We start from the raw sequence: 24,618 nt of genomic DNA on the forward strand, positions 1-24,618 counted from the left end.
TTTATACCTCAATACAATTATTGTCACGATTGGTGATTTCTTGCTTAACTTGCTCAACAAACTTGTCTACTGCAAATTTGCCTAAGTCATCACCCTTACGAGTTCTAACCGCAACCTCATTACTTTCGACTTCTTTATCGCCGACTACTAACAAATAAGGAATACGCTTTAGAGTATGTTCGCGGATTTTAAAGCCTATCTTCTCATTTCTCAAGTCCGCAATGGCTCTAATGCCCTGTTTATTTAATTTTTTTACTACTTGATGGACAAAATCAGCCTGTTTATCAGTAATATTCATGACAACAACCTGTCTAGGAGCTAACCAAGTTGGGAAGAAACCAGAATATTCCTCTGTCAAAATACCAATAAAGCGTTCAAGTGAACCTAAAATGGCGCGGTGAATCATTACCGGTACATGGCGTTCATTGTCTTCTCCAACAAATGAAGCAGACAAACGACCTGGCATTGAGAAATCTAACTGAACAGTACCACATTGCCATGCTCTATCTAGGCAGTCGTGAAGAGTGAACTCAATTTTAGGGCCGTAAAACGCACCTTCTCCCGGCAAATAAGAAAATTCGATCCCTTTTGATGTTAATGCATCAGCCAAGGCTTTTTCAGATTTATCCCAAGTTTCGTCGTCACCTACTCGCTGCTCTGGGCGAGTAGAGAGTTTTACTTCAATTTCTTCAAAGCCGAAGGTTTTGTATGTTTCGTAAACCATGTCGATACACGAAGCAACTTCATCTTGAATTTGGTCTTCAGTACAGAAGATGTGCGCATCATCTTGGGTAAAGCCACGCACACGCATCAAACCATGTAATGAACCAGATGGCTCGTTACGGTGACAAGATCCAAACTCAGCCATGCGCAATGGAAGATCACGGTAAGACTTCAAACCTTGGTTAAAGATTTGAATATGACCCGGACAGTTCATCGGCTTAACAGCGTATTCACGGCTTTCTGACTGCGTAGTAAACATTGCGTCTGAATACTTATCCCAGTGCCCAGACTGCTCCCACAAACTACGATCCATAATTTGCGGTGCTTTTACTTCTTGATAATCGTACTTAGTTAACTGCTCACGTACATACGTTTCTAACTGACGGAAAATCGTCCAACCAGAGTCATGCCAGAACACCATACCTGGTGCTTCTTCTTGCATGTGGTAAAGGTCTAGCTGCTTACCAATTTTACGGTGGTCGCGCTTAGCGGCTTCTTCAAGACGTTTTAAGTATGCAGCTAGTTGTTTTTTATCTGCCCATGCGGTGCCATATACACGTTGCAACATTTTATTTTTGCTATCGCCACGCCAATATGCACCAGCTACTTTCATCAATTTAAAATGATGACAGAACTTCATGTTAGGTACGTGTGGACCGCGACACATGTCTACGTATTCTTCGTGATGGTAAAGCCCAGGAGTGGCACTTGCCTCAATACCTTCGATAATCTCTAGCTTGTATGGTTCTTCGCGTTGTTCGAATACCGCTTTTGCCTCCGCTAGAGGCACTGTCTTTTTAACTACATCGTAGTTAGTTTTGGCCAGTGCTTTCATGCGTTTTTCAAGGTTTTCAATATCTTCTTGAGTAAGCGAATGCTCTAAATCAATATCGTAGTAAAAGCCATTATCAATAGTAGGACCAATAGCCATTTTAGTTTCAGGCCACATTTGTTTAATGGCATGACCCAATAAGTGAGCACAAGAGTGACGAATGATTTCTAACCCATCTTCGTCTTTAGCGGTGATAATCGCTACTTGAGCATCTTCAGAAATAAGTTCACAGGCATCTACACGTTCGCCGTTTACACGGCCAGCAATACACGCTTTAGCTAAGCCTGGGCCGATATCGGCTGCGATATCCATAGTTGAAACTGGGTTTTCGAATTGACGTTGACTACCGTCAGGAAGAGTAATAACTGGCATATTTATCCTTGCTCATACAGTGGTGATGCCTACCAAACATCACATGATTTAGTCGATAAAATTGAGTACTTAATGCACTTAAAAGATGGGCAATATTAAAGGTCTGAGCAGATAACTTCAATAGCTTATGGTTTATTGATCTTGATACTCGTTGATCTCACCAATTTGAACCATAATTAGACAGTGGACATATTGGAGTAGTTGTTATGAAAAACTATGTCGAAAAAATGATTTCTTGCCCAACCTGCGGTCACCATACTCCCCTTATTATGGATGCGAGTAACGGTGACCAAGACTTTTATGAAGACTGTCGAGTATGTTGTAACCCAATACACTGTCGTTTACAGGTTGATGAAAGCAACGAGAAATTATTGGCCTTTGTAGACGCCGACGACGAACAGTACTTTTAACTTAACCACCGTTTTAAGTCACCGCTTACCGCTAAGTTTTTGATGGTATCAATCGCTGTCTGAGTTGCGCTGTCTATTTCAATATTCACAAAATCACCTAGTTGCTTGTCACCTAGGGTAGTAACCCGCAAGGTTTCGGGAATAATGTGCAGCCAGAACCCCTGCTCACTCAGTTTTCCAACCGTTAAACTGGCGCCATCAACACACACAAAGCCCTTATAGATAACATAATCGCGCCACGCCTTATCTAAGGCTAGATGAATAGCCAAGTTGTTCTCTGTTGGTAACAACTCAATTATTTTAGCAGTACTATGAATATGGCCAGAGACAAGATGACCACCAATTTCGTCCCCTACCTTCGCTGCGCGTTCAATATTTACTAAATCCCCTTCTTTTATTGTGCCTAAGTTTGTTAGACTTAGCGTTTCTTGAATCAAGTCGAATTGAACACCTTGTTCGCTAATGTTTACCACCGTTAAACAGGTTCCGTTTACGGCCACACTAGCGCCTATTTTCAAGCCTTCGGTATCCGCTAAATCAACCCAGAGCTGCATGAATCCTGGTGATAACTCGACTTTGACTACTTTTCTTTTATTCTGAACAATTCCGGTGAACATGAAGCATTTTTTCCTGGGTTTTAAACAACGATTTTCCAAAGAGTGTTTTGCCATACTACGGCTAGCAGGGCCAATTGTAGTTGCTCAACTTACCATAACCGGTATGAGTTTTGTTGATACGATTATGGCAGGCTCGGTAAGCCCTACCGATTTAGCTGCTGTGGCTGTTGCCGCTAGCTTTTTTAACCCAATTATTTTGTTACTACAAGGCATATTAATGGCTGTTACGCCTCTAGTTGCCTATCAAATTGGCGCTAAGCAAGCTCATAAGGGCGGAAACATATTTCGCCAAGCCTTAGTTATTTCGATGTTTCTTGCCGCTGCTGCTTGGGCCATTTTATGGTTTGCACCTAATGTATTTAACATTATGGATGTCGAAGAGCAGCTAGTTGGTCTAACAAAACAATACTTGTATTTTGTTAGTTTTGGATTGCCTGCTTTTGCTTTATACCAAGTATTGCGAGGGGTTAACGAGGCCTGCTCAAACATTAAAGCCATTATGATCATTGGCATAATGGGCTTGCTAATAAACATCCCGATTAACTACATCTTCATTAATGGTTTGTTTGGCATGCCAAAACTGGGTGGCGCCGGCTGTGGTGTTGCCACGGCAATGGTTAATTGGTTTATGGCTGTAGCCATGTTGATTTACGCCACCAGAAGTAAAACCTTATTACCACTTAACTTGTTTGAACGATATCAAGGGATTGATTGGCCAATCGTATCGCGAATATTCAAATTAGGTTTGCCAATTGGCGGCGCCATATTTTTTGAAGTAACGCTGTTCTCTATGATTGCTTTGCTGTTATCGCCACTTGGTGCAGACATTGTAGCTGCTCACCAGATTGCGCTTAACTTCACCTCAATGGTATTTATGTTGCCATTAAGCATTGGCATCGCACTTACTATTCGTGTTGGCAATTTTATGGGTGAAAAGTCGCTAGATAAAGCTCAAGTGTGCGCCTATAGCGGAATTATACTTTCCATTATTATTACCTTGTTTATAGCAACGGCCACTATCGTATTTCGTCACGACATTATCGCTTGGTACACAGAAAACACCACCGTAGCTGCCATTGCAGCTCCACTATTTTTGTTAGCGGCCACCTATCAGCTATCAGATTCAATGCAGGTATGTTGCGCTGGTGCGCTTAGGGGTTATCAAGATACTCGTTTCATTTTAATCGTTACCCTAATTAGTTTTTGGCCAATTGGCTTGGGTGTTGGATCTATACTTACATTTACCGATTATTTAACCGAAGAGCCAATGGGAGTGATCGGTTTCTGGATAGCCATAGTACTAGCACTAACTGCCTGCGCTATTGGTTTGTGCTGGCGACTAATTTGGGCGAGCAATAACCCAGACAAACTTCACTTAATAAACAAGGAAGCATGAGCAAAAAACAACTTGTTGTTTACTCATTTTTAGCACTGGGTATAGGTGCATTTTCTTATGGGCTAATTTATTGGCAAAAGCCGCTTAGTGAGCGGCTTTTTCAAGACTATAGCTCTAGGTTAAATAGAGTGCTTTCCATTTCAATAAAGGCTCCGAAACAAACACCTTCACTTCCGCAAATTTATTGGCGGGACTACTTAAAAAAAGAGCCAGAGTTATCACTATCACTGCTAGACAGCATTACCCTTAAACACTGCGGATTAGACCAACTGGTTTTCGAGAAGAATTCGAGCTTAGGTAAACATGCTAGTGCCGACTACACGCTGGTTTGGCATATTGATTTGATAACTGGGCTACAAACTTGCTTAGCCAACAACCACCTAGATGCTCAGCTAAAAGCCTCGCTACAGCACATACTCGAAACAAAACGTGCAGTAATTAATGTTTACTGGCACAACTTTTTGGTTAACGAACTAAGCATTAGGCACTTGTGGTCTAGCCAACAAGCTATTGGCAAAAATCCGCTTCCTTCCTACCGAGCGCTTGCTACAAACTTAACAGAGTTGAGCCACATACATGGTGAGTTAGTCACCAGCCACAGCATAAACAAGAAACAACTTCTGCGGTTAAGTGAAAAGCTGCAAAAAGGTGCAAGTATTTTGGCTCTCCTTCAAGAGCTTAATGCGACTAGTGCTTGGCTTAACAAGGTCACCATGGCGCTAGATGCTCGTCAATTCTCCTGCCAAGAAAGCAAAGCCGAATACGATATCTTACGTAACATTCTAACTAAGGTTTATACAGCAAATGTACAAGACTATCTTGCCGAGCTCGATCAAAGTGCCAATGCTGTTATAAATTCTTTGTCTCCACTAATGCAGCAGTCACACGCTGAACTGTTAGCTCGCGCAAGCGCTATACATTTAGAATTTAAACAGGCTAACCGCAAACACGTAAAACAATGGAAGCAAATACTCGATAGCTGTACGTGAGTTTAAAGCAACATCTTCTCATGCTTTTGAGTTTGTTTATGCTAATTACAGAAGCACTGTTTAATCATTGAACATTCAGTTCTCATAATCATTATCAGCAGTTGACGCATGCCTGCAGTTACAGTACCTTTCTCGCCGTAGGTTAAAACCTCACAATACAACCGTAGCTCAGTTGGTTAGAGCACCACCTTGACATGGTGGGGGTCGGTGGTTCGAATCCACTCGGTTGTACCAAAATCTAAAACGATATTCGCGTAGCTCAGTTGGTTAGAGCACTACCTTGACATGGTAGGGGTCGGTGGTTCAAATCCACTCGCGAATACCACCTCTTAATAGTCTCTACTCTTTTATTTTTCATACAGCCTTTAAGTAATGTTGCTGAGTACGCGCTTGCGGTTCTAGGTTTAAATTGCTTAAGTAAGCTTGCTGGCTTACCCGCCCTTGCTCTAAAAACACCATATAATCGGCTAAACGTTTAACCTCTTCTAAGTCATGGCTTACATATACAACCGGAATCGAAAGCTGCTGGTGTAGTCTTTCTAAATAAGGAATGATCTCTTGTTTTAGAGTGGCGTCTAATGCTGATAGCGGTTCGTCCATTAACAATAGCTTTGGTGAACTTAGCAAAGCTCTAGCAATTGAAACACGCTGGCGTTCTCCTCCCGATAAACAGCTGGGTCTGCGTGTTAATAAATGTGAAATACTCAATAATTCACAGGTATCGCTAATACTTACTTTTCGTTTTTCTGGACGTGTTAAGCGGTGACCAAACAACAAGTTTTGTTCTACATTTAGATGCGGAAATAAACTGGCCTCTTGGAATACATAGCCAATTTCTCTTTGATGAGTAGCAAGATAGATCCCTTGCTTATCATCTTGCCAAACCTCACCATTAACCGAAAAATAACCACCACTAAAACGATCTAAACCAGCCATTGCCCGTAAACACGAAGTTTTACCAGAACCCGAAGGGCCAAACAAAGCAGATACACCGGTTTGTGGCAAAGTAAGCTCAATGTTCAACGTAAAGTCATCACGCTGGCTGTGCAATTGCAATTCTAAGCACATAGTTTAAGCCTCTGTTTAGTAAAATCGTTCAAGCTGTAGATAATGAGCAAAGCAACAAATGAAAACACCAACATTCCGCCCGCTAACCAATGCGCTTGACCATATTCTAATGCCTCAACATGGTTATATATTTCTATCGACATCACTCGCGTTTCACCTGGAATATTGCCGCCAATCATAAGCACTACGCCAAACTCTCCAATGGTGTGGCAAAAGCCCAAAATAGCAGCGGCAAAAAATCCTGGCCTAGCAAGCGGAAAAGCGACTTTCCAAAACACTCGCCAAGGACTAGCACGTAATGTCATAGCTACTTCTAAGGGGCGTTTACCTATTGCTTCAAAAGCATTTTGCATGGGCTGCACAACAAACGGTAAGGTATGCACTACACAGGCAATCACAATGCCAGTGAAGGTGAATGGCAATCGCCCTACTCCTAGTTGCTCAGATAAACTGCCTAAAGGGCCGTTTGGGCCAAGCAGCAATAGTAGATAAAAACCCAATACAGTTGGCGGTAGCACTAGCGGCAACGCAAACATTGCACCTATTAGTGACTTTAAAGACGATTGAGTTTGCGACATCCACCACGCCAATGGCGTGGCAATAATCAATAACACCAAAGTAACAACACAGGCCAACTTAAGCGTTAGATAAACCACTGTTATATCCGGCATATAGCACTCCTTTGCCATTTGACTACTTAACGTCGTATCCAAAATCTTTAATTAGCTGCTTAGATTGTTCTGTTTGCAAATAAGCTAAAAATTGTTTTGCGGCTGCATTGTTACTGCCTTGCTTAAGTAACACTGCGTCTTGTTTAATTGGTGAGTACAGCTCATTTGGCACTAACCATAGCGAGCCGCCATTTAACTGCTTATCAACGAGTACTTGGGATAAAGCAACAAAACCGAGATCAACAGCGCCAGAACTAATTTGTTGGTAGGTTTGTCCAACAGATTGCCCCTCTACAAATTTAGGCTCAAGTTTGTTGTAAACGCTAAGATTTTTCATTGCGCTAACCGCGGCAGCCCCATAGGGAGCCGTTTTAGGGTTACAAATAGCGATATGCGTTAATTCTTCTTTTAGTATTTCACCTTTGCCATCCACTAACTCCGGGTTGTTCGACCACAGCACCAAGGTTCCTAGGGCATAGGTAAACTGGCTACTTGGCTCTGCCAATCCCTCTTCCACTAATAAACTAGGTCGTTGTTGGTCTGCGGCTAAAAATACTTCAAATGGCGCACCATTTTTAATCTGTGCATATAACTTACCCGTTGAACCAGCAGACACTTGAACGTGATGCCCGGTTTCTTTTTGGTAGTGATCGACCAAGGCCAAAACAGGTTTATAAAAATTTGCAGCAACAGCTACTTTAATCTCTGCCGCTTGAAGGCTTGTTACCTTTAGTATTGCTACAACCAGTAAAACCCAACTAACACATAGCTTGCTTAATAGTTTTTTCATTACTACTTCCTAGAGTTTAATAACTACAAATAATGACTGCGGATGCACTAAAAGAGACGGCTACTTGGCACTGCTCTTTTATGTCGAGTTGTTCCTCAAGTACACTTGGAACAATAGCGGATAAGTTTTTTTGTTCAGCCAGCTGGACACTAATATCCAAGTTGTCTGGCCCTTTGTTTATGCGGCTAACCCGCCCTACAAATTGGTTAGTATTACTTTTGGCGGTGTCTGCACCTTTGCGTATGCTTACTTGAGAGGCTTTTATCAAGCACAATACTTCACTTCCCAACGTAAGATTTAACTCTTCTACAGATTCCATAGACAGTAAGGCGTTAACGGTTAGTTGGCGGCTTATTGCCACTTTAACCAAACAGTTGACTGATTTTTTATCAATCAATACAACTTGGCCGAGTAGTTGATTTCTTGCGCTGCAACGCAAACTCATACGGCGCATTAGCTGTCTAAATTCAACTACGTTTAGCTGCTCATCACAGGGTTCGTTAATTTTCGGCTTCAATTGTTCAAAAGCTTGTTGGTACTCAAGCTCTAAGGCTCGGTATAAACTTAACAGGCCAATTCCGTAATCGGTCAGCTGAGTTCCACCTCCATGTTTACCGCCACTTTTTTTAATGACCAAAGGATGTTCAGATAAGTTGTTAATTGCATCTAGCGCATCCCAAGCTGCTTTATAAGACATAGGAATAGACTTGGCTGCTGCACTTAGAGAACCGTATTCAGTAATGGCCTCTAAAAGCTTTATTCGTTTATCACTAAGAAATGGACCTAGCTCACTACAAAGCTTAATTTTTCCCATCAGTGGTTGGTTGGTATGATTAAGTTCTCTTAAGGTCATATTCGCACCTATACAACGCCTTTAGGCGCTTAGTTAAATTGAACAAATGCGAACTAAACGCACCGTTAGTTAACTTATTGCAAGCACGACGCCAACCAACAAATATCGTTAAGAAGCCCTTTAATACTGGGGTTAAGCAACAAAGTAAGGTGACCGATAGCTGTAGCGAAGTTAACAAACTACGCTGTATTGTTGGGTATATAACGAAGATCTAAAACAAGAAAAAAAGGGCTAACTTAATTAGCCCTTTGAAACAGTTTTAATCAACAAAGCATTCGGAATAGGATGAACATTCCTGACAACTAGGTGCTCTGCAAACGTAGTCCCCACCTTGTTGGCAAAGCTGACGGTAAAAAAAACGTTTCCAGCGCATATTGTTAGTATTTTGCTGATGTAATAACGGAAAGTTGTACTTAAGTAATTCACCAAGTTCACTACGATTGCGCAGCCCTAAGCTATGCCAAAGGTGCGATTGAGATAAACAGGCAGTGGCCACAATAATTGCCATTTGAAAGGCAAAAGGCACTTTGTCGTTGCAATGAGCAAATAGCAGCGCGCTCAGCTCGTTGCGTTCTTGCATGCGTAGTTCAAATACTTCTTCTAGTACTTGAGCGCGTTTACGCAAACCCGCTTTATAAGGCTGTTTCCACAAAAGCTCTTGTTTACTAATATCGTCACTAGCAATAGTCCGTTTTAAGTCCATATAACTGGCATTATCTAAGCCAAGACCATAAGGCAGTTCGGCTTGGCCATTTAATTGGCTATGAATGATCAACTTAAACCAATTTCTATTGTGCATAGACATAGGCGGGCAAACCCGAGATAAAGCTTGTTGCCACTCTGTACCTATAAAACTAGTGGTTTCTTGAAGAGTTTGTATTTCCATAAACGCTCCTAACTTAAGGCAATAACGTTAGCTTCTTGGGGTAAACCGGTTAACGAACCAGGAGGATTTAACGCACAACCGTTTGCATCAACAATGGCGTTTTCAACGGGGCAAATATGAGCACATTGAGCACCATTAACATTGTTTGAACACTCATCACAGCGGTGTGCAATAACTGCAAATTGTTTATCGCCACTGGTAATGGCTTTACTGGGGCAAACTTCTTTACAGGCGTAACACGCTATACATGATTTAGTAATTGATAAGGCCATTAGCTACACTCTCCCATGCTACAGCTAGATTTGCTTGTGGTTGCCTGTTGCGCAGCTAACTGTTGTTGAAGATCTTCAAGAGCGCCCCGTATATCCCGTAGGGCATAATCGGTGTTTGCTTTTACGTTCATTGCAGACAACTCCAGCTGCGGAGCATGGCCAATTCGACTACACAAAATTGTGTCGACGTGTTTTAGTTGGCTTAAATCTTTAACTGCGGAGTCATCGCACTGCTCACTACCTTGGCAATACTGCTGCCAAGAAAAGTCATCTAACTGAGTAATCTCGTCTGCGCTTACTCGGTACATAGAAAACTGCGTGGCGTGGCCAAAATGCTGGTCAATCAAGCTCAAACTACTACTAGCAATAGCAACCTGTATCGACCTTGCTACCTGTGCTGGCTCACTATTCTCGAGCGCAGCCAAATCTATGTCTTGGCCTAACTTACCTACTGCGTCAGCGCGGCATTGCTGGCAATGAGTCATTTGCTGCATACTCTGACCGGCTTGCTCTCTAGCAAGGTTTAGCTCTTGTTTGGTGGGTTCTCGCTGACCCATTAAACCAAAGTAAGTACCGTGTGCTGGATCAGAGATTAGCGGCATAATGTTATGAATAAAGGCACCATATCTACCCAATTCTTTAGCCAGCGATTCAATATGGAAATCGTTGATCCCTGGGATCAATACCGTATTAACTTTTACTAGCATCCCCGCCTTAATAGCCGCTTCTAAACCCAGTAATTGGCGATCAATTAGAGTTTGCGCTGCTTCTCTGCCCCTCAAGCGACGTTGGTTGAAATACACCCAAGGGTATATACGTTGGCCAATATCAGCATCAATACAGTTAATGGTAATGGTTAAATGCCTAACGCCTGCTTCCATCAGCGACTCAAGTTGATCAGCTAAGGCCAAACCATTAGTAGAAACACACAGATGAACATCAGTATCTACTTTCTCTATGGCCTTTAAACTCGCCAAAGTAGCCTTGGGATTGGCCAAAGGGTCTCCTGGCCCAGCAATACCTACCACTTGAGTTTCTGGAACATGCTTTTTAACTTTTACAAAACGCTTTACTGCAGCTGCTGGAGAAAGCAACTTCGAGACGACTCCGGGTCGGGTTTCATTACTGCAATCAAATTTTCGATTGCAGTAATTACATTGAATATTACAAGCAGGCGCTACAGGTAAATGTATTCGGGCATACTGATGGCCTGCTTTTGAAAAGCACGGATGTTTTGCTACTAAAGCAGCTTGTTTACTGGCTTGTGCGCTTAACGGATTCTCTCCATTGGCTTGCTTAAGTGGTTGTATTGTCATGAAAAGCTTCCTTGTACACTACTATATAGGTAGTTTTGCAAGTGCTGTTCCAAGTATCTTTTTCTTTAAATACAGTTACTTAAAACGAACAAACACCTTAAAAGTAAGCTTGTATGTCGTATTTGTTGTAAACACGACAGAGTGGCGGCGTTAATCGCAGATAAACTTTGCCATCTCTTTATAACTAATGTGGTAGCTAATATCCCTCATTAACAGCCATTTATATACAATGACCTGATTGCTCCGAGATGCTGATTGCAGTAATACCGAGAAGGTAAAAGGACCTTTAAGTCGCCCATTGTCGATGCTGTAGTAGGATTTCTGGATTTTAAAGGTACAAACAAAGTGGCCTGCATTTGATTGCTTAGCAAAGTCACCCCAAACAACCAACAGAAGCTTGGCTTGGGGTAACAAAGATGAAGGCAGATTATGCAAAGCAAAAGCGGCTAGGTCATAACAAAAGCCATGACCATCACGTAAGGTTTCAGCCGGAGTTTTCCACCAGAAGCCATTTAAAGCGGCTTGCTTACGCTGTTGTTGATTTGTATAGCTAAGCCGCTGTTGTATAAACTGGCATAGGTCGGTTACATCGCTAAATGCCAGCTTTTCCATTAAAGCTGTCTAACGTTAATATTCATTACTTGAATACGATAAGCTATTTGCCTTGGTGTCATATTGAGCAAGCGGGCTGCTTTAGCTTGCACCCATCCAGCTTGCTCTAAGGCTGCAATAACTCGCTCCCTCTCGTCCATTTCTTGGCTTTCCAAGTTAACTTTTTCGATGCTTGGCCGTGGACTTATTTTAGGGCCATCTAAACCATCGATAACAATTAAATCTTGATCAATTACCCCACTTTCGCTCATCACCGATGCGCGTTCGAGCAGGTTCTCCAACTGACGAACATTACCGGGCCAGTCATAGGCCATCATCATACGAATGGCGCCATCGGTAAGTTGTAGCTTGCGCCGTTGTTGTTTAGCCAGCTTTTCAATCAAAAACTCGGCTAAGTCGGGTAAGTCTTCTATCCTGTCACGCAGCGGTGGCGGGAACATAGGCATAACATTTAGTCGGTAATACAAATCTTCGCGAAAACGATCTTGCTTAACCTCTTCTTCTAGGTTTCGATTTGTTGCCGCCAAGATACGCACATCGACGTTAATGGTTTGGGTACTGCCTACCCGCTCAAACTCGCCTTCCTGTAATACTCGCAGTAATTTGGCTTGAAAGGCTGAAGAAATTTCACCAATTTCATCTAAAAACAAAGTGCCACCGTCAGCCATTTCAAAACGGCCTTTGCGTTGTTTTACCGCTCCGGTGAACGCGCCCTTTTCATGACCAAACAACTCCGACTCCAACAAGTTGTCGGGTAAGGCTGCGCAGTTAAGCTTGATAAAAGGTCCGGTAGCTCTGGGCGAATTATAGTGAATAGCATTGGCAATAAGCTCTTTACCGGTGCCGGACTCACCGCGTATAAGTACCGTACTATCCCATTTAGACACCAAGCGAATTTGCTCAAACACTCTGCGCATTACCCGAGAATGACCAACGATGTTGTCCATACTGTAGTTGCTTCTTACTTTACGCCTTAACCTGTCACGTTCAGCTTCTAGTTGATCGGTTTGTACGGCAACGTCTTTGGCAAGCAATACACTTTTTGCAATTAGGTTTGCGGTCATCTCCAAAAACCGGGTAAACAAAGCTAGTTTTTCTGGAGCATCTATTTGTGGTTGAGCGGCTAGTACGCCTAATACTTCATTGGATTTCTTAATCGGTACCGCAATAAATGGTAAATCTAATGCATACAAATCAAGTTTATCTGCAAAGCGTAAATCATTAGACACTTTGCTTAAAACAATAGGCTGTTTCTGTGTTAATACAGTACCAACAATGCCCTCGCCTGGTCGATAACGAATGTTTTTAGCAACACTATCGTTGGCATGATTCGGCGTGTGCACCGTATCAACACTAAGCATTTGTTCGTTTTCGGCAATGAGCGCTAACATTGCATGCTGTAACATGGCTTTGTCGTGCAACACTTGCAGCACTTTGTTTACGCTTTGTTTGTAATCCAAGCTATTGGTTAATACGCTACTTACGTCGTACAAGGCTGCCAAGTGTTGCTCGGCGATATGTGATTCGCGTTTTGTTGAATAGTCCATTATTCACCTCGCTTACGGCTACGAAGAGGAAGAACGATGCGAGCTTTACAGCCGCCTAATGAAGTTGATAAGTACTGAACGGTACCGCTGTGTTCACTCACTACTTGTTGCACAATGCTCAAACCAACACCACGACATCCGCTGTTATTACTTGGCTTGGTACTGTAGAAGGGTTCAAACACCTTTAGCTGTAACTCCTTTTTAATGCCAGGCCCACTGTCTTCGACAGTGACTTCTATTTCTTCATCTACTAATTGGGTGCTACAAACAATTTCACGGCGTGTTTTCTTACCGTAATCGATAGCTTCTATCGCATTATCTATAAGCTGTTTTAAAGCCACTCGAATACGAGAAGGCTGGCCGGTTAATGAAGGCAAGGTACCGTTTAAACTTAGTTGCATGGTTATGCTGCGATTTAATAAACGGTCGCTGGATAACTCAGTCACTTCATGTACCAATTGATTAATGTTTACTGACTGGCTTGCCTCGTAGGGTTTACGCGGTAAGGCGCTTTCTAGTTGGGCAATTGCAGCGTGGCCTGCTTCTAAACCTGCTTGCATTGCTGCCGTTCTGGCACAACTATTTGATACCCCACAAAACATCTGTAAGGCTGAATCAATCATATTAATTGGCCCTTGGATCTGATGAATAGCCGCATGCAACGCCTCTTGCATACTATGCAAGGCTTCCGACTCTTCTGTGGAACGGCGCAACTCTGATAACTGTTGCTGGGCTTGGCGGCGTCGCTCCTTGGTTACTTCACTTAAAGTAATAACCAAGTAACGGCTAACTTTGGGTACAAAGTAATCATCTACCTCAGACCCACTGATATTCACAGTAGACACACAACAGCTAAACCAGCGTTTACGCTTGCCCTTACCTACTTCAACATTAAAAGTCTGTCCTTCGTTAAATAAGCCATCAACTTCCTGTTTACCTTTTAACTGATTTAAAGCAATTGCGACCGGTTCATCGCTAAAATCGCTGCGCAAGGTTTTGTAAGAAAGGTTATCTAGCACAACTTGATGACTTTGGTCGAGCAAGGCGATAGCAACAGGCGCAGTATTAAGCACTGCTTCAACCATTAACTTTTGATTAGCCGCTATAGTTTGTTGCTGATGGCGTTCACTAATATCCCGATGAACACTCATATAGTGGGTTATATTTCCTTGCTGGTTACGTAGACCGGTTATCGATAACTCTGCAAGATAGCGTTGGCCATTTTTCTTCTTGTTAACTAAACGCCCTTGCCAACTCCCTCCGCTACTAATGCAGCCCCATAGTCCTTGGTACACCTCGTTTGGCGTTGTTTTATAACTAAGTAAAGAATGGTTTTTTCCTATCAAATCCTTTTGCTCGTATCCGGTGATCTCGGCGAATCGCTTATTCACAAACATAAAGTTTGCGTTTAAATCACTTACCGACATAGCCATTGGCATTTGCTCTAACACACTAAAGCATTGCGATAGGATTTGGTTTTCACTTAATGGAGCAAGGTCTTCAAAGGCCTGCTCTAAGGTAGATTTAAGTTCATTCATCATTCAATCAATCCTTTGCATTGCTGAGTTAATCGCTGAACATACAGCTACAATGCAAGCGGCATTCCTCCCTGCGACAGTACGTGCCACAAGGGTCGGTTGAATAAACATTGTTTGATTTACAACAATTTTAAGTAATCTATCAGTTAAAATTGTTGTATTTGTCACCCTAAAATTGCCCTTAGAAACTCTGCCAACAAGCGACTAAAGCCCCGTATTACTCGGGTTCTTTCCCCAATATGGTTCATTTCACCAACTTGGTACATGCAATGCAGTACTACCATTAGTAGTACAACTGTGTGGAGTATTTGATGGCCGACTACCTTCTCATTTTTATTAGCACTGCCGTGGTAAACAACGTGGTGTTAGGCAAGTTTCTTGGTTTGTGTCCGTTTATGGGGGTATCAAACAAAATCGATAGCGCCTTGGGTATGGGTTTAGCAACCACCTTTGTTTTGTGCTTAGCGGCTATCGCTGCTTGGTTAATAGAAGCACTGCTACTTGCCCCCTTAGGCATTCAGGTTATGCGAATTTTGGTGCTCATTTTGGTCATCGCTGCTGTGGTTCAACTTACCGAACTGATTATTCAAAAAAATAGCCCCGAGCTTTACCAAGCCTTAGGCATATTCCTGCCCCTTATTACCACCAACTGCGCCGTGTTAGGCGTTGCCTTACTGGTAGTTCAAAACAACATGAAATTTTTACAAACCCTATGTTATGCCTTTGGTTCTGCGGCAGGTTTTAGCTTAGTGATCGTGTTATTTGCAGGCTTACGCCAACGTTTAAAGCTGGCCAAAGTACCAGCAGCGTTTGCAGGCTTACCGATAGCATTCATTACCGCAGGATTACTGTCGATGGCTTTTTTAGGTTTTAGCGGCTTAGTGAACTAATAGGAGAAAGCCATGATTTTTATATCAATCATTTTACTAATCCTACTAGGAGCAAGCCTTGGAGCGTTGCTGGGTTGGGCCTCTAAAGCACTAAAGGTAGAGGGCGATCCACGAGTTGATGAACTCGAAGCCATGCTACCCGGTGGTCAATGTGGTCAATGTGGCGAACCGGGCTGTCGTCAAGCAGCTGAAGCCATGGTTAAAGGTAATTTGGCTCCTACCAGCTGCCCGCCAGGCGGAAATGGCCTTGCAGCCAGCATAGCCAACTTACTAGGCGTAGAAGTGAGCAACGATCCCGATGCTGTACCTGTTGTGGCTTATATAGACGAAAGCCAATGCAGCGGCTGCACTCGCTGTTTTAAAGCCTGTCCCTTTGATGCCATTGTTGGCGCCAGTAAACAGATGCACACGGTCATTAGTCAGGTTTGTACAGGTTGTCGTTTGTGTGAGAAAGCTTGCCCGCAGGGGTGTTTAAGCATGCAAGCCCAACAAGTACAGCTTAATACTTGGCAATGGCCAAAACCTCAAACGGCTTAAGGAGTGGCTATGTTTAATTTAAAACCTAAACCGTTTAGCGGTGGCGTTCACCCCAAAGGCTATAAAGAGCTTACCCAGCAACAAGACATTAGCAAAGGCTTTGTGCCTGACCGGGTGTACTTAGGTATGCAACAGCGCAATGGCTCCATGCTGAACAGCCTCGTGGCCGTAGGTGACACGGTAGTAAAAGGCCAACTTATCGCCCGTGGTAGTAACGACATGACGGTGCCTTTACATTCACCAGTAAATGGCACTGTAGTAGACATAAAGCCCTACTTAAGTAGCCACCCATCTGGAATAAAAAGCCAGACCTTGGTCATTGCCAATAACGGTGACAAACACTGGGGTAATGATTACCCGCCAAGCGACTACCAAAAACTTAGCCATGAACAAATTATTGAACGAGTACTCGAGGCTGGCATTGTTGGCCTAGGTGGAGCAGGTTTTCCAACCGGGATAAAGCTGCGCTTAGCCCGTAAGTCTAATGTACATACTTTGCTCATTAATGGTGGTGAATGTGAACCTTACTTAACCTGTGATGATCGCCTTATGCGCGAACAAGCGGCCGAGATCATCGCGGGCATAAAGGTAATGGCAAAAGCCATCGGCGCAACAAACTCTATTATTGCGATTGAAGATAATAAACCAGAGGCAATTAACGCTATTAAACAAGCGAGTGATGGCTTTAGTGGGATCAGCCTTAAAATTGTGCCTAGCCTTTACCCCATGGGCTCTGAGCGTCATTTAATTAAAGCAGTCACCGGTATTGCTATTGGTCCTGGGCAGTTAAGTACTGCTCAAGGCATATTGGTGCACAACGTCGCTACAGCTAAAGCAGTTTACCAAGCAGTGCGTTATCAGCGCCCCTTGATCGAACGCGTGATCACCGTATCAGGCGATGCTATCGAGGCTCCCGCCAATATTACCGTGCCCATTGGCAGCTTAGTATCACAAGTTATTGCAGAATGTGGCGGCCTTAAAGCCGAAGCGAAAAGGATGATTGCTGGTGGCCCAATGATGGGGCAAGTATTGCCATCGCCCTTTGTGCCGATAGATAAAAGTGTCGGCGGACTTTTAGCCTTAAGTGAAGAGCAAATTAACCAGCGGCAAAGCCAAGACTGCGTGCGCTGTGGTAACTGCGTAAAAGTATGCCCAATGGGCTTAATGCCCTTTCAAATGGCCGCGCATAGCAATAATGATGACTGGCAAGGCGCACAAGAATTTGGCTTAGACTCCTGCCTATTGTGTGGTGCATGCAGTTACATTTGCCCTTCTAGTATTCCTCTCGTGCAGTATTTCCAGCACGCAAAATCAAACATCAACGCACAACGTAGCATGATGCAGAAATCAAACTTAGCTCGCCAACTTACCGAGGCACGTCAACAACGCTTAGCCCGCGAAGCAGCGGCTAAAAAAGCAGCCAAAGCAGCTAAACGTAAACGCCCTGCTCGTTCTCGCAGTACTCAAGGAGAAAGCTAATGGCTATAAACAACCCAATAGCAGCACCACATACCCACTCGGGCTTATCCACTACTAACATTATGTATTTGGTAGTACTTGCTCTTAGTCCGGCGGCTTTATATGGGGTATGGATTTTTGGCTTACCTGCTGCATTAGTCATTGTTAGTTGCTGCATTAGTGCATGGCTTAGTGAAGTAATTTGCCTGCAACTACAAGGTAAAAATTGGTTAAGCAGTATAGATGGTTCATCACTGCTTACCGCGCTGCTACTGGCCATGAGTTTACCTGCCAGTACCCCTTGGTGGGTGGCCAGCTTTGGTTGCATATTTGCCATCGTGATTGGTAAACATGTTTACGGCGGTCTTGGCCACAACCCTTTTAATCCCGCCATGTTAGGTCGGGTAATGCTGTTAATCTGTTTTCCAATAGAGCTGACTAACTGGCAAGCCATTAGTATCCCAAGCGTTGGTCCTGATGGCTTAATATTTAGTCAACAATGGCTAGGCATAGATGGCGTAAGCTCGGCAACCCCTCTTGCTGATTTAAATCAAATCGTTGAATGGAAGGGGCTACTGTTTGGTGAACATGCTGGCAGCTTGGGAGAAACAAGCGCCTTGTTTATAGCCTTAGGCGGGCTGTTTTTGATTTGGCGCGGCATCATTCGCCCTTATATACCCTGCGCATTGCTGCTTGGTCTAACTATTCCTGCAATAATTGCGCACTGGCTGCATCCTCAAGACTTCGCCTCGGGATTAGCACATCTGCTTTCTGGTGGAGCCATGTTAGCGGCCTTTTTCATTGCTACCGATCTTGTCACCTCACCCACTAGCCCTCGAGGCCAAATACTGTTTGGTGCTGGTTGTGGCTTTCTTATTTGGTTAATTCGTAGCTTTGGTAGCTACCCAGAAGGCGTTGCATTTGCGGTGTTAATCATGAATGCAGGTACACCAGTAATCGACCACTATTTGAGGCCAAAAATATTTGGCAGCCAATCATTATTTAAACGCAGCAAAGGAGCTTAACCATGACCTTACCTTGCGTTGAAAAACATATTAACAGCAGTATCTACCAATCTATTTCGTTAGCCGTTGCTGTGGGCCTCTCTAGCGCACTGTTGTTGGGTTTAAACACAATTACAGCGCCTGTAATCGCCCAGCGTGTAAACGAAGACAAGCTGGCGGCTATCGATTTAGTCATGCCAAGTTCTTACTACCAAAATGCCTTATTAGCTACCGAGCACCCTTTTGAAGTAGAGCAGCGAAGCTACACCGTTTACAACGCGCTAGACCAACAAGGCCAAACCAGCGGCTACGTAGTGCAAGTTACAGCTAAAGGCTACGCTGGCCCAATTAACTTATTAGTTGGTGTAGACGCATCTCTCGCTATCTTAGGCGTTCGTGTATTAAGCCATAGCGAAACTCCCGGTCTTGGCGACAAAATTGAAGTTGCCAAACATCCTTGGATTTTGAGTTTTAACCAAAAAAGCCTGAGTAATACTTCAAAAAAGGCATGGGCCGTAAAAAAAGACGGTGGAGTGTTTGATCAATTTACCGGCGCTACCATCACGCCACGCGCAGTAGTAAACGCAGTGCATCAAGCTTTAAAGGATTTAGAGTTAAAACAGGGAGAGAAGGCATGAGTAAATACAAAAACATCATTGCCGACGGTTTATGGAATAACAATGTGGTACTTGGCCAGTGTTTAGCTCTTTGTCCGTTGTTGGCAGTAACTTCTAGCGCTACCAACGGTTTAGGCCTTGGCTTAGCAAGTTTGGTGGTGATGGTAATGGCCAACTTGATCAGCGCCCTAAGCAAAAACTATGTTAGCCGTGCGGTGCGCATCCCAATAAATATTTTGATGATAGCCACCTTGGTTACCATTACCGATATGTTATTGAATGCTTGGGTTCATCCTCTTCATAAAGTATTAGGCCTTTTTATTCCGCTTATTGTCACCAACTGCGCCATTTTGGGCCGAGTAGAATCCTTCGCCAGCAAACAGGCTCCAGTACCCGCAATAATAGATGGTTTCGCAATGGGCATTGGTTTTACCTGGGTATTGGTGTTTTTAGGTGGTGTACGGGAGATTATTGGCTCAGGCACCTTGTTTGCCGACGCCCACATATTGTTAGGCCCCGCTTTCAAAGCCATAGAGTTTACGATAATCCCCGATTACCGAGGGCTGCTGTTAGTAATTTTACCGCCTGGTGGATTTTTAGTTCTTGGTGGATTGCTTAGCCTGCATAGACTCATCCAGCAAAAACTAGAAAATAGAGCGAAACCAGCAGCAGTTTGCTCAGCCAAAGTTAGCGTTCAGCAATAGGAGGTTACTATGTTAGTAAGCATTGCCTACGCCACTCCTCAGCAGCAACTTTGCATTAATGTAGAAGTGGTAGAAGAAAGCAGCGTGATTAACGCCTTGCATCAATCAGGCATCTTAGATTTATGCCCAGATATACAACTGGATAAACAAAAAGTCGGAGTATTTGGAAAGTTTGTGACCTTAGAAAGTCAGTTGGTTGCAGGAGACCGAATAGAAGTTTATCGGCCTATCACATGGAAGCCCCCAATAGACGAAGATGAAGACGATGATGATTAAGCAACAGACCAGAGCCTAGTTCTAAATCAAATAAGCAATAAGCTAACTACTTATTGCTTATTTGCTTATTTGCTTCTATTCATCTGCTCGCTTCGTCTTAAAACAAACAATCTTCAACAATAGCTCTGTTGCATTTATAACAAAAACAATAAGAAAAATTAATAAGTCATTGTAATTACGAAATATATTTAGTGGATTACATCTTGCAATAAGCTATATAAGCCAGCTATTTAAGGAGTACTATCATGGCAGATGTAGGAATCTTTTTTGGGACAGACACCGGAACAACACGAAAAATTGCTAAGCAAATTCATCAGCAATTAGGCGCTGATCTTAGCGACAAACCGCTTAACATTAATCGCGTTGATATCGATACCCTAAGCAGTTACAAAATGTTAATCCTAGGCACCCCAACTTTAGGCGAAGGCCAACTACCCGGACTAGCCGCAGATTGCCAAGCAGAAAGCTGGGACGAGTTTTTACCTCAATTAGAAGTTGCAGATTTCTCCGGCATAAAAGTCGCGTTGTTTGGTTTAGGCGACCAAGTAAACTACGCTAGCGAGTTTGTAGATGGATTAGGTGAGCTTTACGACGCCATCGCAGAGACCGGGGCAGATCTCGTTGGCGAATGGCCAGCAGAGGGCTACGAGTTTGATGATTCATCAGCCTTGTTAGACAACGGTAAATTTGCAGGGCTAGTGCTAGATAACGATAACCAGAGTGAGTTACATGCAGAGCGCATGGCTGGTTGGCTAGAGCAGATAAAAGCGGAGTTTGGCGTTTAGCCACTTACTTTCTTATAAAAAATTAGAGCGCTTAAGCGCTCTTTTGTTTATTGCCTTATTGAAACTCGTCACCTTTGTTATCTAAGGTTTTGGAACCACATTGTTGGCATACTACGTAGCGGTCTAACAAATCTAAAGAGGCGCCAACCGCACTTGCAGTACCACCAAAAAAGCCTTCCATAAACGCTTTAAACTGTTCAGTTTTACTAGTGCCATATTTAGATGGTTTTTGCTTCATTAACTCTTTGTGATCGGTCTCTTCACCACACTTTTTACAATACAGCTTAAACATACAACGCTTCCTTGTTTAATAATAATCAGTTCTCTATGCCAGTGGTCTTAATCGTATTGCACACCGCGATGCTTTAACCAACCGTCTATGTGGCGACCAGCGGGATCATGATGAGTCCAATGAATCACTCCACCCTTATTGTTCCATTCGTACTCACCGAAAAACTCTACCTTATCCCCTACTCTTAAGTTTTTGAGGCCCGGGGCTAAATCGATATTGTGAGCAACCAACAGGGTTTGGCCATTGTTTAACTTAAGAATAAATCGTTGATGGCGTGACCCCTGCTCGTCATCGGCTAATACTCTTACAACGTAACCTGAGCTATTAACCTGCAAATCACTGACTTTATTTTTAAAAGCCGAGGCGATTTGCTGCTCTCCACTTGCTAGTGCAAATAAACTAAAACACGCTAAGCTCAGCAGCACAGCGAACTGATATAAAGGTTTAAAAGACATAGATAATCTGTTCCTAAATAAGCCAAAACACTTAGTTAATAATTAATATTGTCAATATAACTTATAAAGTTCATCAAATAACAATCACTAATTGCTAGAAATTGGCTGACTAAGTCTTGGGATTAACTAGGGTCTGTTGATCTTTGGTGTTGAAATTTTGTTCGAGATAAGCGGGCTTTAATCGCGGTAAGCACTTAGAAGCCTAGTGGGCTAAGCAATAAGGGCTTAACAAGGAGTAAGTTCGCTTATCCTAACCTTTTAGGCAGCATTTCTTAGCCATTTATTCAGCGTTAGCGAGTGATTATTAAGCCCCCTTTACTGCACACTCACTGCCTTGCCTAAATGGCTAAGACATTGCTGCAAAAACCATCAGCAAAGATCAACAGGCCCTAGATTATTTATCTTTGGCAGCCGACACTAGAAATTGGCTTTTGGGGCTAGATTCGAGATTTGAACTGTCTTCAACCACCAATGAACGGTCTTTTAAACCTATGCCTGTACATTTAGTTTTCATTGACTCAGTTAATAAGTAAAAGGCTTTGTGGCTGGCCTCTTCATAACAAAGGCCTTCTGGGCGTATGTTGGAAATGCAGTTTCTGCTTGAATCTTTAGCGCCGCGTTTAGGGTTCCAAGTAATATAAATACCCATGCTGTCAGGCGATGTAAGACCAGGACGTTCGCCAATTAAAATTAGGGTGATTTTAGCCTTTAGGCACTCACCTACATCATCTCCTACCGCCACGCGACCCTGTGTAACAATGGTTAAAGGCGCCAAAGACCAAGGGTATTTATCATCCTTAGTTAACTTGATCACCAAACTTTTTATCACGGGCGCAGCATGGCGTTGAATGGCGGTTGAAGAGAGCCCATCAGCGACAACAATAGCTAAGTCATACTCTTGACTACTTTTGTCTCGATGCTCTAGCAAACTTTGCCACGAGGCTTCGCAGAGTTGCCGGCCAAGATCGGGGCGCTGTAGATAGGTCATTCGATCATTAGCTTTGCTGCTTACTACCATGGGAGCATGTTTTGTATACGTTTGAATAATTGATGAAGCTTGTAATTTCTCTATAAGACTTTCTACAGCTAAGGCCTTATGCACTGCGTCTATCGCGCGTGCATGGTCTAGTTGAAAAGGTAGCAGCTGCTGCGTAGGAATACTGGTTCCAGCACGTCCAAGCGCAATACGCGCCGACGTAAACTGCTTTAAAGCCTGCCAGGGGTTTTCGGTGACTAAACCAATAGCCTTGTTGCTTGATTTTGTAGAAGGCTTACTCATAGTTCATTTTTCTCAACTAAGGAGATAGGCGAGCTAAATGCTTGGGAAAGATTATGATTTAGTTGTACTTTCTCTACGTCACTAAATATATCCATATTACTTAACCAAGTCTCAAACTCTGGCGCAGGTTTTAAGCCGAGCACTTTGCGAGCATAAAGCGCATCGTGAAAGGAGGTTGTTTGATAATTAAGCATAATATCGTCAGAACCAGGAATGCCCATAATAAACGAGCAACCAGCCACCCCGAGCAAGGTAAGCAAATTGTCCATGTCATTTTGATCGGCATAAGCATGGTTGGTGTAGCAAATATCACAGCCCATCGGAAGGCCAAGTAACTTGCCGCAAAAGTGATCTTCTAAACCTGCACGAATTATTTGTTTACCATCAAACAGATATTCAGGGCCAATAAAGCCCACAACCGTATTCACCAAAAACGGATCGAAATGGCGTGCTACTGCATAAGCCCTGGCTTCGCAGGTTTGCTGATCAACCCCAAAATAAGCATCTGCCGATAACGACGTTCCCTGGCCGGTTTCAAAGTACATCACGTTATTGCCAACGGTGCCGCGTTTTAACGACAATGCGGCGTCTTGAGCTTCTTGCAGCACATTTAGGTTCACACCAAAGGTGTCATTGGTGCCTTGTGTTCCGCCAATGGATTGAAAAACCAGATCAACAGGCGCACCTTTGTCTATGGTTTCTATGGTGTTTGTCACATGGGTCAATACACAAGACTGGGTTGGAATTTGATAATGCTGAATGACTTCGTCTAAAAAGTTTAGAAGCTTGATGGTTTGCGGAACATTATCAGTGGCTGGGTTAATACCTATTACGGCGTCACCATTGCCATACATTAAGCCATCAAAAATTGTCGCGGCAATGCCATCTAAAGAGTCTGTTGGGTGATTTGGCTGTAAACGAGTTGATAGCCGATTTTCTAATCCAACAGTGTTACGAAACGCCGTGATTACACGACACTTTTTCGCTACCAGGATTAAATCTTGATTACGCATTATCTTACATACTGCTGCAACCATTTCGGGGCTAAGCCCAGGCCGGAGAGCTGCTAATGCTTCGGCGTCGGCTTCGTCACTTAGTAACCAATTGCGAAAATCCCCAACGGTCATATGCGAGATGGGCGCAAACGCTACGCTATCGTGGCTATCAATAATTAGCCGGGTAATCTCGTCAAATTCATAGGGAATCAGCACTTCGTTTAGAAAGGTTTTTAAAGGCAAGTTAGCTAATGTCATTTGCGCAACAACACGCTGCTCGGCAGTTTCTGCACTTACACCCGCAAGAATATCGCCCGAGCGCTCTGGGGTAGCCTTTGCCATTAGCTCGGCTAGTGAGCCAAAATTGTATACGGTGTCCCCTTGTTGCCAGCGATACGCTGCCATAGCTATCCCTTTCGTTATACTTCAAATAG

The 24,618-nt window shown here is 43.3% G+C and carries 27 protein-coding genes and 2 tRNA genes; 13 read left to right on the forward strand and 16 right to left on the reverse strand.

The genetic code is table 11. The features are described from left to right. Position 1 precedes the first annotated feature (1 nt). A complete protein-coding gene (gene thrS, locus K5620_RS10930) occupies positions 2-1,927 on the reverse strand; it encodes a threonine--tRNA ligase (protein ID WP_152784876.1) in 1,926 nt (641 codons plus the stop codon). 206 nt (positions 1,928-2,133) lie between these two features. Between thrS and K5620_RS10935 the strand changes: the two genes are divergently transcribed. Next, positions 2,134-2,337 (forward strand): CPXCG motif-containing cysteine-rich protein, encoded by a 204-nt coding sequence (locus K5620_RS10935; RefSeq protein WP_016401511.1) that lies wholly within the window; start codon positions 2,134-2,136, stop codon positions 2,335-2,337. On the opposite strand, the gene K5620_RS10940 is transcribed toward K5620_RS10935, so the two are convergent. Next, positions 2,334-2,954 (reverse strand): riboflavin synthase, encoded by a 621-nt coding sequence (locus tag K5620_RS10940; protein ID WP_040307088.1) that lies wholly within the window; start codon positions 2,952-2,954, stop codon positions 2,334-2,336. The genes K5620_RS10935 and K5620_RS10940 overlap by 4 nt on opposite strands. Here K5620_RS10940 and K5620_RS10945 point away from each other — a divergent pair. The 4 genes from K5620_RS10945 (at position 2,953) to K5620_RS10960 (ending at position 5,664) form a co-directional block, all read left to right on the forward strand. Then, on the forward strand, positions 2,953-4,350 hold the full coding sequence (locus K5620_RS10945) for an MATE family efflux transporter (RefSeq protein WP_051147601.1): 1,398 nt from the start codon (positions 2,953-2,955) through the stop codon (positions 4,348-4,350). The two genes, K5620_RS10940 and K5620_RS10945, sit on opposite strands and share 2 nt — an antisense overlap. Further along, positions 4,347-5,339: a DUF3080 family protein gene (locus K5620_RS10950; RefSeq protein ID WP_016401514.1), complete on the forward strand. Its 993-nt coding sequence runs from the start codon at positions 4,347-4,349 to the stop codon at positions 5,337-5,339. Before K5620_RS10945 ends, K5620_RS10950 begins: the two co-directional genes overlap by 4 nt. A gap of 157 nt (positions 5,340-5,496) precedes the next feature. Then, positions 5,497-5,573: transfer RNA gene (locus K5620_RS10955), tRNA-Val, on the forward strand. A gap of 14 nt (positions 5,574-5,587) precedes the next feature. Then, positions 5,588-5,664 (forward strand) — tRNA-Val (locus K5620_RS10960). A gap of 29 nt (positions 5,665-5,693) precedes the next feature. Here K5620_RS10960 and modC read toward each other — a convergent pair. From modC to nifL, 10 genes are all read right to left on the reverse strand, one after another. Then, positions 5,694-6,407: a molybdenum ABC transporter ATP-binding protein gene (gene modC, locus K5620_RS10965; RefSeq protein ID WP_016401515.1), complete on the reverse strand. Its 714-nt coding sequence runs from the start codon at positions 6,405-6,407 to the stop codon at positions 5,694-5,696. After that, positions 6,398-7,078, reverse strand: coding sequence for a molybdate ABC transporter permease subunit (modB, locus tag K5620_RS10970; RefSeq protein WP_016401516.1), 681 nt, complete (start codon positions 7,076-7,078; stop codon positions 6,398-6,400). The genes modC and modB overlap by 10 nt, the downstream gene beginning before the upstream one ends. 22 nt (positions 7,079-7,100) lie before the next feature. Beyond that, entirely contained in the window at positions 7,101-7,868 is a 768-nt protein-coding gene (modA, locus tag K5620_RS10975; protein WP_016401517.1) for a molybdate ABC transporter substrate-binding protein, read from the reverse strand. 16 nt (positions 7,869-7,884) lie between these two features. Then, positions 7,885-8,721 carry a TOBE domain-containing protein gene (locus K5620_RS10980; RefSeq protein ID WP_016401518.1) on the reverse strand — a complete coding sequence of 279 codons (837 nt, stop codon included), beginning with the start codon at positions 8,719-8,721 and terminating at the stop codon, positions 7,885-7,887. A 259-nt stretch (positions 8,722-8,980) separates the two neighbouring features. Further along, the gene (locus tag K5620_RS10985) at positions 8,981-9,607 is read right to left on the reverse strand and encodes a nitrogen fixation protein NifQ (protein WP_016401520.1); all 627 of its coding nucleotides are present in this window, start codon (positions 9,605-9,607) and stop codon (positions 8,981-8,983) included. An 8-nt stretch (positions 9,608-9,615) separates the two neighbouring features. Next, positions 9,616-9,879: a 4Fe-4S binding protein gene (locus tag K5620_RS10990; protein WP_016401521.1), complete on the reverse strand. Its 264-nt coding sequence runs from the start codon at positions 9,877-9,879 to the stop codon at positions 9,616-9,618. After that, a complete protein-coding gene (gene nifB / locus K5620_RS10995; RefSeq protein WP_016401522.1) occupies positions 9,879-11,195 on the reverse strand; it encodes a nitrogenase cofactor biosynthesis protein NifB in 1,317 nt (438 codons plus the stop codon). Before nifB ends, K5620_RS10990 begins: the two co-directional genes overlap by 1 nt. 150 nt (positions 11,196-11,345) lie before the next feature. Continuing rightward, a complete protein-coding gene (locus K5620_RS11000; RefSeq protein ID WP_016401523.1) occupies positions 11,346-11,807 on the reverse strand; it encodes a transglutaminase-like domain-containing protein in 462 nt (153 codons plus the stop codon). Then, entirely contained in the window at positions 11,807-13,354 is a 1,548-nt protein-coding gene (gene nifA / locus K5620_RS11005; protein ID WP_016401524.1) for a nif-specific transcriptional activator NifA, read from the reverse strand. The genes K5620_RS11000 and nifA overlap by 1 nt, the downstream gene beginning before the upstream one ends. Then, the gene (gene nifL / locus K5620_RS11010) at positions 13,354-14,895 is read right to left on the reverse strand and encodes a nitrogen fixation negative regulator NifL (protein ID WP_016401525.1); all 1,542 of its coding nucleotides are present in this window, start codon (positions 14,893-14,895) and stop codon (positions 13,354-13,356) included. Before nifL ends, nifA begins: the two co-directional genes overlap by 1 nt. 308 nt (positions 14,896-15,203) lie before the next feature. Here nifL and rsxA point away from each other — a divergent pair, with 308 nt between their 5' ends. The 8 genes from rsxA (at position 15,204) to K5620_RS11050 (ending at position 21,163) form a co-directional block, all read left to right on the forward strand. Next, positions 15,204-15,782, forward strand: coding sequence for an electron transport complex subunit RsxA (gene rsxA / locus K5620_RS11015; RefSeq protein ID WP_016401526.1), 579 nt, complete (start codon positions 15,204-15,206; stop codon positions 15,780-15,782). Between the two features lie 12 nt (positions 15,783-15,794). Further along, the gene (locus tag K5620_RS11020; RefSeq protein ID WP_016401527.1) at positions 15,795-16,319 is read left to right on the forward strand and encodes an RnfABCDGE type electron transport complex subunit B; all 525 of its coding nucleotides are present in this window, start codon (positions 15,795-15,797) and stop codon (positions 16,317-16,319) included. A 9-nt stretch (positions 16,320-16,328) separates the two neighbouring features. Then, positions 16,329-17,798 carry an electron transport complex subunit RsxC gene (rsxC, locus tag K5620_RS11025; RefSeq protein WP_016401528.1) on the forward strand — a complete coding sequence of 490 codons (1,470 nt, stop codon included), beginning with the start codon at positions 16,329-16,331 and terminating at the stop codon, positions 17,796-17,798. Further along, entirely contained in the window at positions 17,798-18,802 is a 1,005-nt protein-coding gene (locus K5620_RS11030; RefSeq protein WP_016401529.1) for an RnfABCDGE type electron transport complex subunit D, read from the forward strand. The genes rsxC and K5620_RS11030 overlap by 1 nt, the downstream gene beginning before the upstream one ends. A 2-nt stretch (positions 18,803-18,804) precedes the next feature. After that, positions 18,805-19,419, forward strand: coding sequence for an electron transport complex subunit RsxG (gene rsxG, locus K5620_RS11035; RefSeq protein ID WP_016401530.1), 615 nt, complete (start codon positions 18,805-18,807; stop codon positions 19,417-19,419). Then, a complete protein-coding gene (locus K5620_RS11040) occupies positions 19,416-20,102 on the forward strand; it encodes an electron transport complex subunit E (protein WP_016401531.1) in 687 nt (228 codons plus the stop codon). The genes rsxG and K5620_RS11040 overlap by 4 nt, the downstream gene beginning before the upstream one ends. Positions 20,103-20,111: 9 nt before the next feature. Continuing rightward, positions 20,112-20,378 carry an RnfH family protein gene (locus K5620_RS11045; protein WP_016401532.1) on the forward strand — a complete coding sequence of 89 codons (267 nt, stop codon included), beginning with the start codon at positions 20,112-20,114 and terminating at the stop codon, positions 20,376-20,378. A gap of 245 nt (positions 20,379-20,623) precedes the next feature. Next, positions 20,624-21,163 (forward strand): flavodoxin, encoded by a 540-nt coding sequence (locus K5620_RS11050; RefSeq protein WP_016401533.1) that lies wholly within the window; start codon positions 20,624-20,626, stop codon positions 21,161-21,163. A gap of 55 nt (positions 21,164-21,218) precedes the next feature. Here K5620_RS11050 and K5620_RS11055 read toward each other — a convergent pair whose 3' ends face one another. The 4 genes from K5620_RS11055 to K5620_RS11070 form a co-directional block, all read right to left on the reverse strand. Then, on the reverse strand, positions 21,219-21,455 hold the full coding sequence (locus tag K5620_RS11055; RefSeq protein ID WP_016401534.1) for a hypothetical protein: 237 nt from the start codon (positions 21,453-21,455) through the stop codon (positions 21,219-21,221). 47 nt (positions 21,456-21,502) lie between these two features. Continuing rightward, positions 21,503-21,910 (reverse strand): DUF3465 domain-containing protein, encoded by a 408-nt coding sequence (locus tag K5620_RS11060; protein WP_016401535.1) that lies wholly within the window; start codon positions 21,908-21,910, stop codon positions 21,503-21,505. A gap of 394 nt (positions 21,911-22,304) precedes the next feature. After that, entirely contained in the window at positions 22,305-23,189 is an 885-nt protein-coding gene (eutC, locus tag K5620_RS11065) for an ethanolamine ammonia-lyase subunit EutC (RefSeq protein WP_016401536.1), read from the reverse strand. Beyond that, positions 23,186-24,589, reverse strand: a complete 1,404-nt coding sequence (locus K5620_RS11070) for an ethanolamine ammonia-lyase subunit EutB (RefSeq protein ID WP_016401537.1) — start codon at positions 24,587-24,589, stop codon at positions 23,186-23,188. Before K5620_RS11070 ends, eutC begins: the two co-directional genes overlap by 4 nt. Positions 24,590-24,618 lie beyond the last annotated feature (29 nt).

This window comes from Agarivorans albus, from assembly GCF_019670105.1.
GTDB lineage: Bacteria > Pseudomonadota > Gammaproteobacteria > Enterobacterales > Celerinatantimonadaceae > Agarivorans > Agarivorans albus.